Source organism: Pseudomonas sp. H9 (assembly GCF_004353925.1).
GTDB lineage: Bacteria > Pseudomonadota > Gammaproteobacteria > Pseudomonadales > Pseudomonadaceae > Aquipseudomonas.
This window is the reverse complement of the sequence record NZ_SMOK01000039.1, coordinates 264755-279534: the sequence shown is the minus strand read 5'-3', so window position 1 is coordinate 279534 and position 14780 is coordinate 264755. Positions and strand designations below refer to the sequence as shown.

The following is a 14780-nucleotide window of genomic DNA, read 5'->3' as shown; positions in this document are numbered from 1 at the left end:
ATAGCCAATTTTCTCAGGTGCCCGCGCGGATGGACTGGTAGCTTAGGGCGCCTGAGCATTCGCCATTTATTGAGGCCCTCGCTATGACCACGTCCACTGCAATTGCCCGACTCAATGCCGCTGACCCGGATTTCGCCCGACATCTGGATCATCTGTTGAGCTGGGAAAGCGTGTCTGACGACGCGGTCAACCAGCGTGTACTCGACATCATCAAGGCCGTGCGTGAGCGCGGGGATGCAGCGCTGGTCGAGTTCACCCAGCGCTTCGATGGCGTTGAGGCCAAGTCCATCGATGACCTGATTCTGGGGCGTGAGCGCCTGGAACTGGCCCTGACACGCATCACGCCTGCCCAGCGCGAAGCCCTGGAAAAGGCAGCCAACCGCGTGCGTATCTACCACGAGCGGCAGAAGCAGGACTCCTGGAGCTACACCGAAGCAGACGGCACAGTGCTGGGCCAGAAGGTCACGCCGCTGGACCGTGCTGGCTTGTATGTGCCGGGTGGCAAAGCGTCCTACCCTTCGTCAGTGCTGATGAACGCGATTCCGGCCAAAGTTGCCGGTGTCGGCGAAGTGGTCATGGTCGTGCCTACCCCGCGTGGCGAGGTCAATGAGCTGGTGCTCGCTGCCGCCTGCATTGCCGGTGTTGACCGGGTGTTCACCATCGGTGGCGCCCAAGCCGTCGCGGCACTGGCTTACGGCACCGAAAGCGTACCGCAGGTAGACAAGGTGGTCGGCCCCGGCAACATCTATGTCGCCACGGCCAAGCGCCACGTGTTCGGCCAAGTCGGTATCGACATGATTGCCGGACCGTCGGAGATCCTGGTGGTGTGTGACGGTCAGACCGACCCGGACTGGATCGCCATGGACCTGTTCTCTCAAGCCGAGCACGACGAAGACGCCCAGGCGATTCTGGTCAGCCCGGATGCAGCGTTCCTCGACAAGGTGGCTGCCAGCATCGACAAGCTGCTGCCGACCATGGAACGTGCCGAAATCATCAAAACCTCGATCAATGGTCGCGGCGCGTTGATTCAGGTACGTGACATGCAACAGGCCATGGACGTTGCCAACCGTATCGCGCCTGAGCACCTTGAGTTGTCGGTGGCCGATCCGCAAGCCTGGCTACCGCACATTCGTCACGCTGGGGCGATCTTCATGGGGCGTCACACCAGCGAAGCGCTGGGCGACTATTGCGCCGGTCCGAACCATGTGTTGCCAACCTCGGGCACTGCGCGTTTCTCCTCGCCGCTTGGGGTGTATGACTTCCAGAAACGTTCGTCGATCATCTTCTGCTCCGAGCAGGGTGCATCGGAGTTGGGCCACACCGCCTCGGTGCTGGCGCGGGGTGAGTCGCTGACCGCTCACGCCCGTAGTGCTGAATACCGCATTGTTTCCGACAAGAAGGGGAACTGAACATGAGTAAATTCTGGAGCCCCTTCGTCAAGGACCTGGTGCCTTACGTTCCGGGTGAGCAACCGAAGCTGGCCAGGCTGGTCAAGCTCAACACCAATGAAAACCCATATGGCCCGTCGCCCAAGGCGCTGGAAGCCATGCGGGGTGAGTTGAACGACAATCTGCGCCTGTACCCGGACCCGAACAGCGACCTGCTCAAACAGGCGGTGGCGGATTATTACGGGGTCAAAGGCAACCAGGTGTTCCTCGGCAATGGTTCGGACGAAGTGCTGGCGCACATCTTCCACGGTTTGTTCCAGCACGGTGCACCGCTGTTGTTCCCGGATATCAGCTACAGCTTCTACCCCGTGTACTGCGGCTTGTATGGCATTCCCTATGAAACGGTAGCGCTGGATGCGCAGTTCCAGATCCGTGTCGAGGATTATGCCAAACCGAATGGCGGGATCATTTTCCCCAACCCCAACGCCCCGACAGGTTGCTTGCTGGCGCTTGAGGCGATTGAGCAGTTGCTCAAAGCCAACCCGGAAACGGTGGTGGTGGTCGATGAGGCGTACATCGATTTCGGCGGGCAAACGGCGATCAGCCTGGTTGATCGTTATGACAACCTGCTGGTCACCCAGACCTTGTCCAAGTCACGTTCGCTGGCTGGTCTTCGGGTTGGCCTGGCAGTGGGGCACCCGGACCTGATCGAAGCGCTGGAGCGGATCAAGAACAGCTTCAACTCCTACCCACTCGACCGTATGGCGATTGTCGGCGGCGCTGCCGCATTCGAAGACCGCGCCTACTTCGACGAAACCTGCCGCAAGGTCATCGACAGCCGTGAGCAATTGGTTGCCGAACTGACCGCGCGTGGTTTTGAAGTGCTGCCGTCGGCTGCCAACTTCATCTTTGCCCGCCACCCGCAGCACGATGCTGGCGATCTGGCGGCCAAACTGCGTGAGCACGGCGTAATTGTGCGTCACTTCAAGCAGGCGCGGATCGCCCAATTCCTGCGGATCACCATTGGTACGCCAGAGATGAACCAGGCGCTGCTTGATGCGTTGAACTGATAGCGCGGTGATTTGATCGCGGGGCAAGCCCGCTCCCACAGGTTGTGTGTGAACTTGTGGGAGTGGGCTTGCCCCGCGATTCATTTAAATCAGCTATGCTCTGCGAATTCATCGGATGATTGGGTGACTTTGTGGCAAGCAATGGGAAAGAGCTGGTACGTCGCTCTTTGGTAGATCTAGCGGTCGAGCAACTGCGCTTGCGCATTCTTGAAGGCGCATGGCAGGTAGGCCAGCGCTTGCCCACCGAGCCTGAGCTAGCCGTTGAGCTGGGCATCAGTCGCAACACCGTGCGCGAGGCTATGCGGGTGTTGGCCTTCAGTGGCGTGGTCGAGGTTCGCCAAGGCGATGGCAGTTACCTGCGCACCCAGCTCGATCCGTTGCAGGCGGTGCAGGCCATGTCTCGCTGCTCGCCCGAACATGCACGGGAGACGCGACACATCCTTGAAGCCGAGGCCATTGGACTGGCGGCGTTGCGCCGTACCGAGGCTGACCTGCGGGGGTTGCGGCAAGCGCTGGAAGGCAGCGCCAGGCATTTTCATGGCGAGGTCGATGCATACGTTGCGTGCGATCTGGTGTTTCACCAGCGCTTGGTCGATGCCGCCCACAACCCGGCTTTGAGCGAGCTGTACCGCTATTTCTCCGGTGTTGTCGCCAGCGCGCTGCAGCAGAACCTGACGCAAGCGCCCCGTTGTCAGTCGGTATTCGACCTGCACGGGCAGATCCTCGATGCCATTGAGCAGCGTGATGCGGAACGGGCCAAGCGCCTGAGTCGCACCCTTATAGAATCCTGAGGTAAGAAGGCCATGGCCGAACAATTGACTCGCACAAGTGCTGCGCGCGAACCCGAGCTCGAAGAGCTGCTGATCGACGCTGAGGCCGACGACGAACAGGTGCAACAGCAGCCGGTGCTGCTTAAGCGCCCTTGGTTACTGCTGCTTGGCCTGGTGCTGGTGGCGCTGAACCTGAGGCCGGCGCTGTCGAGCATGGCGCCACTGTTGAGCCTGGTTTCTGAAAGCCTTGGCCTGAGCGCCTCCCAGGCAGGCTTGCTGACAACTTTGCCGGTGTTGTGCCTGGGCTTGTTCGCACCGCTGGCGCCCGTGCTGGCGCGGCGCTTTGGCAGTGAGCGGGTCATCCTCGGCATCCTGCTGACCCTGGCCGCAGGCATTGCCGTGCGCAGTGCCTTTGGTAGCACCGGCGTGTTTGTCGGCAGCATCATGGCCGGCGCAAGTATCGGGGTGATTGGCGTTTTGTTGCCGGGTATCGTCAAGCGCGATTTTCCCAAGCACGCTGGCACACTGACTGGGGTCTACACCATGGCGCTGTGCCTGGGCGCCGCAGTGGCCGCAGGCGCCACGGTGCCGCTGAGCGAGCACTTTAACGACAGTTGGTCCCTGGGCCTGGGCTTCTGGTTGCTACCTGCGGTGGCGGCGGCGCTGATCTGGCTGCCGCAGGCGCGTCAGGGCCATGGGGCGCATCATGTGGCCTACCGGGTGCGTGGCCTGCTGCGTGACCCGCTGGCCTGGCAGGTCACGCTGTACATGGGGTTACAGTCGTCGTTGGCTTACATCGTGTTCGGCTGGTTGCCGTCGATTCTGATCGGGCGTGGGCTTAGTCCGACCCAAGCGGGGCTGGTGCTGTCCGGTTCGGTGATTGTGCAGTTGATCAGCTCGCTGAGCGCGCCGTGGTTGGCAACCCGAGGCAAGGACCAGCGCCTGGCCATTGTTGTGGTCATGCTGCTTGCCCTGGCGGGCCTGTTTGGTTGCCTGTACGCGCCGCTGGAAGGCCTGTGGGGCTGGGCCATCGTGCTTGGGCTGGGGCAGGGCGGTACCTTTGCCCTGGCCTTGACCCTGATCGTCCTGCGCTCCAAGGACGCTCACGTAGCGGCCAACCTGTCGAGCATGGCCCAGGGCGTTGGTTATACCTTGGCCTCCATGGGGCCGTTCGCGGTTGGCCTGGTGCATGACTTGACGGGTGGTTGGGATGCCGTCGGCTGGATCTTTGCCGTGCTGGGTGTCGGGGCGATTGCCTTCGGTTTGAAGGCTGGGCGCAATCTGCATGTACAGGTGGTCAGCGAGCGGGTCTGAGGTGGGCAGGGCAAACCTGCTCTCACCACGAGGCTAGCTTTTTGCCAGTTGAGCAGATTATCGTGCGGGTCTCTCCATCGGAAACGGACCCGACCTATGAGCGATGCCAACAGTGTCCTGATCACCCGCTTCTACCAGGCGTTCAAGCGCCTGGATGCAGAGGCGATGGTGGCTTGCTACAGCGACGACATCATTTTCAGTGACCCGGCTTTCGGTACGTTGCGTGGCAAGGATGCAGGCGACATGTGGCGGATGCTCACCTCCCGTGCAAAAGACTTTACCCTGACCTTCGACAGCGTCCGTGCCGATGAGCGCAGCGGGTCGGCCCACTGGGTGGCGACTTACCTGTTCAGCCAGACCGGGCGCGTTGTGGTCAATGACATTCAGGCGCGTTTTGTCATCCGCGATGGCAAGATCTGCGAGCATCATGATCATTTCGACCTGTGGCGTTGGTCGCGGCAGGCGCTGGGCCTGCCGGGACTGTTGTTGGGCTGGTCACCGCTGCTACGCAACAAAATACATGCTCAGGCCCTCAACGGTTTGCGGGCCTTTCAGCGCCATTAGCTTCAGAGCGCTGCAGTAACGGCTTGATCCGTGTCGCGATAGTGGAACGTGGTTTTGCCGTCAGGTGTTTGGGGCAGTTGAATGCGGATGACAGGAATGAACGTGCCATTGGTGTCGAACCAATCCTGTTGGTCGGCACGGGCCTGTTCCAGGCCGTTGATCAGCCCGGCAATGTAGAAAAATGATTGGATCGGCAAGGTGGAGGACTTCGATTCGTCCCAGGCGCCGACCATGACCTCATTCCAGGGATACGGCATTTCTGTTCGGAACAGCTGTTTGGTTCGAATCCCCTGATAGAAAGCATTGGCTCTTTCTGTCACCGTGGCGTGCTGCGCATCGAATGCGCACTGATGCTTGTAGTCCCCCGTGCGGCGAAAGTTGGCGATCCAGTCTTCGGCTGACGTTACGCCCTGTTTATGGCAAAGCGCCTCCGTTGAAGTGGTTCGGCTGTTGTCGCCACAACCGCGGGTATCACGGGTCCAGCTGTCGCCATCAGTAGGCCATGTGCACAGCACCTCGTAGTTCAATGCGCCTTGGGGCTTCTGTTGCTGCGGGTAGAGCGTGAAGCCGCTGCGGCCATCTTCGGCCAGGCGTGTGATCGGGATGTCGGCGCGCAAGTAGGAGAAGGAAACGCTGCCTTTGGTTTTCGAGTTCTCGCTATGATGCCAGGTGTGGTACGCCGGGGACGGTCGGGTAGACCTGATCAACACGCCCGAGCACTCATAGGCTGCGTTGGCACCGCTGCCACAGTGCTGCGGCGTGGCATCGAAGTTTTTTTGCATGGCCGCCGCAGTCCGCGGCCCAGTGGAGGCCTGTGCGTTGAACGACAGCAAGCACAGGGCAAAACAGGTTGAAGTTAATTTGTACATGGTGGAGCCCTTTTTGACGTGGGCTCACCAAACTAGTGACAAACGGGGTAGGCGTCGTGAGTGAAGATCTTCCGGATCGGGTAAGCAAACCCTGGTATGTCTACCTGGTGCGGGCAGAGAATGGCACGTTGTATTGCGGGATCAGCGACGATCCGCAGCGGCGTTTTTTGATGCATCAACGCGGGCGTGGTGCACGGTATTTCCAGACCAGCCCCGCGCAGGCACTGGTCTATGTCGAGCAGTGGCCGGACAAGTCTCAGGCGCTGCGCCATGAGCGCCTGGTAAAGAAGCTGCGCAAGAGCGCCAAGGAGGCTTTGGTGGCCTCCTGGACGGGGTTTAGTCCTTGCGGCGTTTGAGCTGATCGGTCAGCTGCGTCGGCAGGCCCTTGATGATCAGGGTGCCGGCTTCTTCGTCGTACTCGATCTTCGAGCCCAGCAGGTGAGCTTCAAAGCTGATCGACAGGCCTTCAGCACGCCCCGTGAAGCGGCGGAACTGGTTCAAGGTGCGTTTGTCGGCGGGGATCTCCGGAGACAGGCCGTAATCCTTGTTGCGGATGTGCTCGTAGAAGGCGCGCGGGCGGTCTTCGTCAATCAACCCGGACAGCTCCTCCAGGGTGACAGGCTCGCCGGCCTTGGTCTGGCTGGTGGCGTAGTCGACCAGGGTTTGGGTTTTTTCCCGGGCGGCTTCTTCAGGCAGATCCTCGCTTTCGACAAAGTCGCTGAAGGCTTTGAGCAGCGTGCGGGTTTCACCTGGGCCGTCGACACCTTCCTGGCAGCCGATGAAGTCGCGGAAGTATTCCGAGACTTTTTTGCCGTTTTTACCTTTGATGAAGGAAATGTACTGCTTTGAATTCTTGTTGTTCTGCCATTCGGACAGATTGATTCGCGCCGCCAGGTGCAATTGACCCAGATCCAGGTGGCGCGATGGCGTGACGTCCAGTTCGGCGTTCACCGCCACGCCTTCACTGTGGTGCAGCAGGGCGATGGCCAGGTAGTCGGTCATACCTTGTTGGTAGTGGGCAAACAACACATGACCACCGACGGACAGGTTGGATTCTTCCATCAGCTTTTGCAGGTGCTCAACCGCCACTCGGCTGAAGGCGGTGAAGGTGCTGCCCTCTTCCAGGTATTCCTTGAGCCAGCCACTGAACGGGTGGGCACCGGACTCGGCATGGAAGAAACCCCAGGCTTTGCCTTGTTTGGCGTTGTAGCTGTCGTTGAGGTCGGCCAGGAGGTTTTCGATGGCGCTGGACTCGGCAAGTTCCGAGTCGCGCGCGTGCAGTACAGCGGGGCTGCCATCGGGTTTCTTGTCGATCAGGTGAACAATGCAATGACGGATCGGCATGGGATTCTCGGTTGAAAATGGGCGGTGCTGGCCGCGTTGCAAAGTTGCCAAGTGTACCTCAGCGCAGAGGTGATTCAGCGGCCAGATGTTGGCAGAAATGTCAGTTGTTCGTTTTTTGTTCAGTTTTTTGCGTTTTTTCGCGCAAACCCCCGAAAAACCTGCACATTTGCCCTGTCAGCAGCGGATATTTATCCATTCCTGTGGTAGTTTTGCCCGGTCTTGCGCCCCGTGTGTGGCGCATTGCTGGCAGACCGCTCACGTCGCGTCGAACCAAACGTCGTTTTTCGTATCTACATACGCGATTGACATGGCTGTAACACCGGACCGCCGGTTCCCCCGCAGGTCTGGCTCGATGACTGACGTAGCACTCTGCATACTCACTGAATTTGATAGGGAAGGAACACCACCATGGCATTGACCAAAGACCAACTGATCGCCGATATCGCCGAAGCTATCGACGCGCCGAAGACCACCGCGCGTAACGCTCTGGAGCAACTGGGTCAGATCGTTGCTGATCAACTGGAAAATGGCAGCGAAATCACCCTGCCAGGCATTGGCAAACTGAAAATCACCGAGCGTCCTGCCCGTACCGGCCGCAACCCTTCGACTGGCGCTGCCATCGAAATCGCTGCCAAGAAAGTCGTCAAGTTCGTTCCAGCCAAAGTGCTGACCGACGCTGTTAACAAGTAATTGTAAGCAGTTCGAAAAAAACCGCGTCCGGTGTGAGCCGAACGCGGTTTTTTTGTGCCTGTAGGAGCGGGCTTGCCCCGCGATTGGGGTTTGTCAGCTACATCGCATCGCGGGGCAAGCCCGCTCCCACAGAGGGTGCCCAGCGTTTTTGACGGGTGGCGGCATCCTGGAAGGTCCAGGCCACCATGCGGCTTTGCTTTTGCCCCTGGCCCATCTCGACAACGCGCTGTTCGACGGCGCCGGCTTTCTTCAGTGCCGCCTGAATGCCAGGCAGGTTCGAGGCTTTGGACACCAATGAGGTGAACCACATCACCTGTTGGCCGAGCGCAGCGCTTTCGGCTACCAACTGGGTGACAAAGCGGATTTCGCCGCCTTCGCACCACAGCTCGTTGTTCTGCCCGCCAAAATTCAGTACAGGCAGTTTGCGCTTGGGGTCGGCCTTGCCCAGTGCGCGCCATTTGCGCTGGCTGCCGCGTGTGGCTTCGTCTCGCGAGGCGTGAAAGGGCGGGTTGCACAGGGTCAGGTCGTAACGCTCGTCGGCTTTGAGCAGGCCGAGCAGGATGTGCTTGCGGTTGCTTTGCTGGCGCAGGCTGATGGCCTTGTCGAGGCCGTTGGCCTGGACGATAGCCTTGGCGGCGGCCAGGGCCGTGGTGTCGATGTCCGAGCCGAGGAAGCGCCAGCGGTAGTCGCTGTGGCCCAGCAAGGGGTAGATGCAATTGGCACCGACGCCGATATCCAATGCCCGCACTTGTGCGCCGCGGGGGACTTCGCCCTTGTTGTCCTCGGCGAGCAGGTCGGCAGCGACATGGATGTAGTCGGCCCGACCGGGAATCGGTGGGCACAGGTAGTCGGCCGGGATGTCCCAATGCTGGATGCCGTACTGCGCCTTGAGCAGCGCTCGGTTGAACACCCGCACGGCTTCAGGGTTGGCGAAGTCGATGCTGGGTTTGCCGTGAGGATTGGTGATCATGAACTGGCCCAGTTCGGGGCTGCTCTTGATCAACTCGGGAAAGTTGTAACGGCCCTGGTGGCGATTGCGCGGGTGCAGGGTCGGTTTACTGGGTGTGGTCATCGCGTTGGTCCGGTAGAACGCATCGCGGGTCAAGCCCGCTCCTACAGGGAGCCCTGTGGGAGCGGGCTTGACCCGCGATGGCGTCGCTGAAATCAGCGAGTGTTACAGTGCAGCGATCCGCGCATGCTGCTCGGTGAAGTTGGCCAGGGCCTGTTCGGCTTCAGCCAGCTTGGCGCGCTCTTTGTCGATCACCGCAGGCGGTGCCTTGTCGACGAAGGCGGCGTTGGACAGCTTGCCACCCACGCGCTGAACTTCGCCTTGCAGGCGCTGGATTTCCTTGTTCAGGCGCGCAAGTTCCGCGTCCTTGTCGATCAGGCCAGCCATCGGCACTAGCACTTGCAGGTCGCCTACCAGTGCAGTGGCGCTCAGTGGTGCTTCTTCCTGTTCGCCCAGTACGGTGAAGGATTCGATCTTCGCCAGCTTCTTCAGCAGCGCTTCGTTTTCCTGCAGACGGCGCTGGTCTTCAGCGCTGGCGTTCTTGAGGAACAGTTGCAGCGGCTTGCCTGGGCCGATGTTCATCTCGCCGCGGATGTTACGCACGCCGAGCATCAGTTCCTTGAGCCATTCGATGTCGCCTTCGGCAGCCGCATCGATACGGCTTTCGTTGGCCACCGGCCACGGCTGCAGCATGATGGTCTTGCCTTCGGCACCGGCCAGCGGCGCCAGGCGCTGCCAGATTTCTTCGGTGATGAATGGCATGAACGGGTGAGCCAGGCGCAGGGCAACTTCCAGCACACGTACCAGGGTACGACGGGTGCCACGGGCGCGTTCGACTGGGGCGTTTTCGTCCCACAGCACAGGCTTGGACAGCTCCAGGTACCAGTCGCAGTACTGGTTCCAGATGAACTCGTAAAGGGCCTGGGCGGCCAGGTCGAAGCGGAACTGCTCCAACTGGCGGGTCACTTCGGCTTCAGTGCGTTGCAGCTGGGAGATGATCCAACGATCGGCCAGCGACAGCTCGTAGGCTTCGCCGTTCTGACCGCAGTCTTCACCTTTGTCCAGCACGTAGCGCGCCGCGTTCCAGATCTTGTTGCAGAAGTTGCGGTAGCCTTCGACGCGGCCCATGTCGAACTTGATGTCGCGACCGGTGGAGGCCAGCGAGCAGAAGGTAAAGCGCAGGGCATCGGTGCCATAGCTGGCGATGCCTTCCGGGAACTCGGCCTTGGTCTGCTTGGCGATTTTCTCGGCCAGCTTGGGCTGCATCAGGCCGCTGGTGCGTTTTTCCAGCAGCTCGTCCAGGGTAATGCCGTCGACGATGTCCAGCGGGTCAAGGACGTTGCCCTTGGACTTGGACATCTTCTGGCCCTGGCCATCGCGCACCAGACCGTGGACGTAGACCGTTTTGAACGGAACCTGCGGGGTGCCGTCTTCGTTCTTCACCAGGTGCATGGTCAGCATGATCATCCGGGCAACCCAGAAGAAAATGATGTCGAAACCGGTGACCAGCACGTCGGTGGAGTGGAAGGTCTTGAGGAATTCGGTTTGCTGCGGCCAGCCCAGGGTCGAGAAGGTCCACAGGCCCGAGCTGAACCAGGTGTCGAGTACGTCGTTGTCCTGGTTCAGGACCACGTCGGCACCGAGGTTGTGCTTGGCGCGCACTTCTTCTTCACTGCGACCGACGTAGACCTTGCCGGACTCGTCGTACCAGGCCGGAATACGGTGGCCCCACCACAGCTGACGGCTGATGCACCAGTCCTGGATATCGCGCATCCAGGAGAAGTACATGTTTTCGTACTGCTTGGGTACGAACTGGATGCGGCCGTCTTCGACAGCAGCAATCGCAGGCTCGGCCAGCGGTTTGGTCGACACGTACCACTGGTCGGTCAGCCAAGGCTCGATGACGGTGCCGGAGCGGTCGCCTTTCGGTACTTTCAGGGCGTGATCGTCGACGCTGACCAGCAGGCCGGCGGCGTCGAAGTCGGCAACGATCTGCTTGCGCGCAACGAAACGGTCGAGACCGGCGTACTGGGCTGGCAGGCTGGCATCGATGCTTTCGTTGACGGTGCCGTCGAGGTTGAACACCTGGGCAGCAGGCAGCACGAAAGCGTTTTTGTCGAAGATGTTCAGCAGCGGCAGGTTGTGGCGTTTGCCGACTTCGTAGTCGTTGAAATCGTGTGCCGGGGTGATTTTCACACAGCCGGTGCCGAACTCAGGGTCGCAGTAGTCGTCGCCGATAATCGGGATGCGGCGGCCAACCAGCGGCAGCTCAACATACTTGCCGATCAGCGCTTTGTAACGCTCGTCTTCGGGGTTCACGGCAACGGCGGCGTCGCCGAGCATGGTTTCCGGACGGGTGGTGGCGACGATCAGGTAGTCTTTGCCGTCGGCGGTTTTCGCGCCGTCAGCCAGTGGGTAGCGCAGGTTCCACAGGTGGCCCTTCTCGTCGTGGTTTTCCACTTCGAGGTCGGAAATCGCCGTGTGCAGCTTGGTGTCCCAGTTGACCAGGCGCTTGCCGCGGTAGATCAGGCCATCTTCGTGCAGGCGTACGAACGCTTCTTTCACCGCTTCCGACAGGCCGTCGTCCATGGTGAAGCGCTCGCGGCTCCAGTCGACCGAGGAGCCCAGGCGGCGGATCTGGCGGCTGATGTTGCCACCGGACTGCTCTTTCCATTCCCAGACTTTTTCCAGGAATTTCTCGCGACCCAGGTCGTGGCGGTTCTGGCCTTTGGCCTCGAGCTGGCGCTCTACCAGCATCTGGGTGGCGATACCGGCGTGGTCGGTACCGGGCTGCCACAGGGTGTTACGGCCCTGCATGCGGCGGAAACGGATCAAGGCATCCATGATCGCGTTATTGAAACCATGACCCATGTGCAGGCTGCCGGTTACGTTCGGCGGCGGAATCATGATGGTGTAAGAATCGCCCGCGCCTTGCGGAGCGAAATAATTCTCGGACTCCCAGGTGTTGTACCAGGAAGTTTCAATAGCGTGCGGCTGGTAGGTCTTATCCATGCGCGGCGGGACCCTATGGCATTTATTCAGGAAAGCCGGGCAGTATAACGGGGATAAGTGCCGGGGCGTAGCGTGAGGTGATGGCAGGAGGCAAAAACATCGCGGGGCAAGCCCGCTCCCACAGGTTTGACAGCACACCTGTGGGAGCGGGCTTGCCCCGCGATTTATGGATTAAGCAGACGCTCTAGCCGAGCATCGAGGCGACGTTTGATCTCGTTTTCGATGTGCGGTGTGAAGTCGTTGATCACGTCCTGCATGATCAACTGTGCAGCAGCGCGTAACTCAGCATCCAGATGCAGCAGGGTATCCTGGCGGCGGGTCTGAGGGTCCACGGGGGCTGCTGGCTCGGCTGCAGCAGGCGGCACCGGGGCCTCTTCGAGCAGCAACGGAATCTGCTCCTCGACCGTGTCGGTCAACAGTGGCGGTTCGAGGGATTCATCGCCCAGCAACTGACGGATCGATTCGAGGTCGTCGAGCAGGTGTGCAGATTGGGGCAGGGGAGTGGGTTTGTCCGTCATCTTCAGAGTCGCTGTAAGCGGTGGTCTTGCAGAGCATAGCCCTGTTCGCGGTAGAAACGAAAACTCTCTCGGGCAGCCTGACGGATCGTCGGCTCCTCGACAACAATCTCGGCGATACGGGCAAAGCGATCGGCGAAAGGCGCAACCTTGAGGTCGAGATTGATCAGTAAGTCGTGGTGGCTGCCGGGATCGGCACCCAGGCCCAGTACCACGCAGCCTTGAGCGTCATCCTCGGCACGCGTGTGCGGTACGAAGGCTTCACCCTTGAAGGCCCACAGGCGGGCATCAAGATCGTCACGCTGCTCGGCATCGGCGCAATGCAGGTAAACCTGATGCCCCATCCGCCAGGCCTTCTCGCAGAGCTTGCAGGCGAAATCCAGGCGCGCCGATGGCGCATCGCTGGGCAGAATATAGAAATCGACTTTGTTCATGGTCTGCCGGCCGCTTGCCTGCGCTCAAGGGCGCAGGCAAGCGGCACTCACTCAGGCATTGGCGCGATCAAGCAGGTATTGAGTCAGCAATGGTACCGGGCGGCCAGTGGCGCCCTTGTCCTTGCCGCCGCTGATCCACGCGGTACCTGCGATGTCCAGATGCGCCCAGTTGTAGGCCTTGGCAAAGCGCGACAGGAAGCAACCGGCGGTGATGGTGCCCGCCTTCGGCCCGCCAATGTTGGCGATGTCGGCGAACGGGCTGTCCAGCTGCTCTTGGTACTCGTCGAACAACGGCAGTTGCCAGGCGCGGTCGTCGGCGCGCTTGCCGGCGTCGAGCAGTTGATTGACCAGCTCATCGTTGTTGCCCATCAGGCCCGAGGTATGGCTACCCAAGGCAACGATGCAGGCGCCGGTCAGGGTGGCGATGTCGACTACTGCCTGAGGCTTGAAGCGCTCGGCGTAGGTCAGGGTATCGCACAGCACCAGGCGGCCTTCGGCGTCGGTGTTGAGGATCTCGACAGTCTGCCCGCTCATGGTGGTAACGATGTCGCCCGGACGAGTAGCGCCGCCGCTTGGCATGTTTTCGGCGCAGGCCAGCAGGCACACCAGGTTGATCGGCAGTTGCAGTTCAAGCACGGCGCGCAGGGTACCGAAGACGCTGGCAGCACCGCCCATGTCGTACTTCATTTCGTCCATGCCGGCACCCGGCTTGAGGCTGATGCCACCGGTGTCGAAGGTGATGCCTTTACCTACCAGCACAAATGGCTTCTCGCTCTTTTTGCCGCCTTGGTAGTTGAGCACGATCAGGCGTGGCGGCTGGTCGCTGCCCTGGCCCACGGCGTAGAACGCGCCCATGCCCAGTTCTTTGATCTTTTTCTCATCGAGAACTTCGACCTTCAGGCCCTTGTAGGCTTTGCCCATGCCCTTGGCTTGTTCGGCGAGGAAGCTTGGGTGGCAGACGTTAGGTGGCAGGTTGCCCAGGTCACGGGCGAAGCTCATCCCGCTGGCAATCGCGGCGGCGTGCTTGATGGCGCGCTCGATGTCGGCGGCACCGGCCTTGTCGGCCAGCAGGGTGATTTTCTTCAGGGCGCGAGGTTCGGCTTTTTTGCTCTTGAACTGGTCAAAGACGTACTCGCCGTCGAGCAGGGTTTCGGCCAGCAGGCGAGACTTGCTATAGAAGGCATCGCGGCCGGTTACCGCCACATCGCCCAGGGCCAGCACGGCGTCAGTGCCATTGAGGCCTTTGAGCACGGCCAGGACGGCGGCTACCACTTTGCGCCAGCTACGGTCGCCCAGTTCACCGTCTTTGCCGGTGCCGACCAGCAATACGCGCTCGGCCTTGAGGTTTGGCAGGCTTTGCAGCAACAAGGTCTGGCCGAGCTTGCCGGTCAGGTCGCCGCGCTTGAGTACGGCACTTAGCGCACCGCCGCTGGCTTCATCGACAGCTTTGGCGTTGGCGCCGAGTTTGCGGCCTTCGCCGACTGGGAGTACCAGTGTGGCAGTTTTCAAGGATGCAGCGGCTACGCTCTTTACAACCAGTTCCATGTCCGTTCCCCGAATGATCTGTTCTTTGCGCGCTGGTGCGGGCACTTCAAGCGAGCTGGCCGCAGGTCGCGGGCCAGTGATAAAGCCGCCAGTTTGAGCCTGCTCGGACCGACCTGACAACCCCGTTAATGAAGCAATGAGTAACGCCAGTGACAGGCACGGCCAATCACAGGATAATGCGCCAACTTTTTTGCGGGCTCGCGCTGGCGAGTCAGCAACTATTCTTGGCTGTTATGGATTTTTTGTTTGGCTGTCC

At 60.6% G+C, this 14780-nt stretch carries 14 protein-coding genes; 7 read left to right on the top strand and 7 right to left on the bottom strand.

The window, feature by feature from the left end:
- Positions 1-83: 83 nt before the first annotated feature.
- From hisD to E1573_RS24120, 5 genes are all read left to right on the top strand, one after another.
- The gene (gene hisD, locus E1573_RS24140) at positions 84-1409 is read left to right on the top strand and encodes a histidinol dehydrogenase (RefSeq protein WP_133217051.1); all 1326 of its coding nucleotides are present in this window, start codon (positions 84-86) and stop codon (positions 1407-1409) included.
- Positions 1410-1411: 2 nt separating this feature from the next.
- On the top strand, positions 1412-2458 hold the full coding sequence (gene hisC, locus E1573_RS24135) for a histidinol-phosphate transaminase (protein WP_133217050.1): 1047 nt from the start codon (positions 1412-1414) through the stop codon (positions 2456-2458).
- A gap of 131 nt (positions 2459-2589) precedes the next feature.
- Positions 2590-3249 carry a FadR/GntR family transcriptional regulator gene (locus tag E1573_RS24130; RefSeq protein ID WP_133217049.1) on the top strand — a complete coding sequence of 220 codons (660 nt, stop codon included), beginning with the start codon at positions 2590-2592 and terminating at the stop codon, positions 3247-3249.
- 12 nt (positions 3250-3261) lie between these two features.
- Positions 3262-4542 (top strand): MFS transporter, encoded by a 1281-nt coding sequence (locus E1573_RS24125; protein WP_133217048.1) that lies wholly within the window; start codon positions 3262-3264, stop codon positions 4540-4542.
- A 96-nt stretch (positions 4543-4638) separates the two neighbouring features.
- Positions 4639-5106, top strand: coding sequence for a nuclear transport factor 2 family protein (locus E1573_RS24120; protein ID WP_133217047.1), 468 nt, complete (start codon positions 4639-4641; stop codon positions 5104-5106).
- A 2-nt stretch (positions 5107-5108) separates the two neighbouring features.
- Here the strand turns inward: E1573_RS24120 and E1573_RS24115 are convergent, their stop codons facing one another.
- The gene (locus tag E1573_RS24115; protein WP_133217046.1) at positions 5109-5975 is read right to left on the bottom strand and encodes a hypothetical protein; all 867 of its coding nucleotides are present in this window, start codon (positions 5973-5975) and stop codon (positions 5109-5111) included.
- Positions 5976-6031: 56 nt separating this feature from the next.
- On the opposite strand from E1573_RS24115, the gene E1573_RS24110 reads away from it, so the two are divergent.
- Positions 6032-6331, top strand: coding sequence for a GIY-YIG nuclease family protein (locus tag E1573_RS24110; RefSeq protein ID WP_133217045.1), 300 nt, complete (start codon positions 6032-6034; stop codon positions 6329-6331).
- Here the strand turns inward: E1573_RS24110 and yejK are convergent.
- Positions 6312-7319 (bottom strand): nucleoid-associated protein YejK, encoded by a 1008-nt coding sequence (gene yejK, locus E1573_RS24105; protein WP_133217044.1) that lies wholly within the window; start codon positions 7317-7319, stop codon positions 6312-6314. The two genes, E1573_RS24110 and yejK, sit on opposite strands and share 20 nt — an antisense overlap.
- Positions 7320-7727: 408 nt before the next feature.
- On the opposite strand from yejK, the gene E1573_RS24100 reads away from it, so the two are divergent.
- Positions 7728-8009: an HU family DNA-binding protein gene (locus E1573_RS24100; RefSeq protein WP_009398256.1), complete on the top strand. Its 282-nt coding sequence runs from the start codon at positions 7728-7730 to the stop codon at positions 8007-8009.
- A gap of 97 nt (positions 8010-8106) precedes the next feature.
- Here the strand turns inward: E1573_RS24100 and rlmF are convergent, their stop codons facing one another.
- The 5 genes from rlmF to E1573_RS24075 all read right to left on the bottom strand — a co-directional run bounded on the left by rlmF (position 8107) and on the right by E1573_RS24075 (position 14524).
- Positions 8107-9081, bottom strand: a complete 975-nt coding sequence (gene rlmF, locus E1573_RS24095; protein WP_133217079.1) for a 23S rRNA (adenine(1618)-N(6))-methyltransferase RlmF — start codon at positions 9079-9081, stop codon at positions 8107-8109.
- Between the two features lie 102 nt (positions 9082-9183).
- Complete coding sequence (locus tag E1573_RS24090) at positions 9184-12030, bottom strand: valine--tRNA ligase (RefSeq protein ID WP_133217043.1); 2847 nt, start codon at positions 12028-12030, stop codon at positions 9184-9186.
- A gap of 164 nt (positions 12031-12194) precedes the next feature.
- Entirely contained in the window at positions 12195-12548 is a 354-nt protein-coding gene (locus E1573_RS24085) for a DNA polymerase III subunit chi (RefSeq protein ID WP_133217042.1), read from the bottom strand.
- A 2-nt stretch (positions 12549-12550) separates the two neighbouring features.
- Positions 12551-12979, bottom strand: coding sequence for a DNA polymerase III subunit chi (locus tag E1573_RS24080; protein WP_133217041.1), 429 nt, complete (start codon positions 12977-12979; stop codon positions 12551-12553).
- A gap of 51 nt (positions 12980-13030) precedes the next feature.
- Positions 13031-14524 (bottom strand): leucyl aminopeptidase, encoded by a 1494-nt coding sequence (locus tag E1573_RS24075; protein WP_133217040.1) that lies wholly within the window; start codon positions 14522-14524, stop codon positions 13031-13033.
- Between the last annotated feature and the right edge of the window lie 256 nt (positions 14525-14780).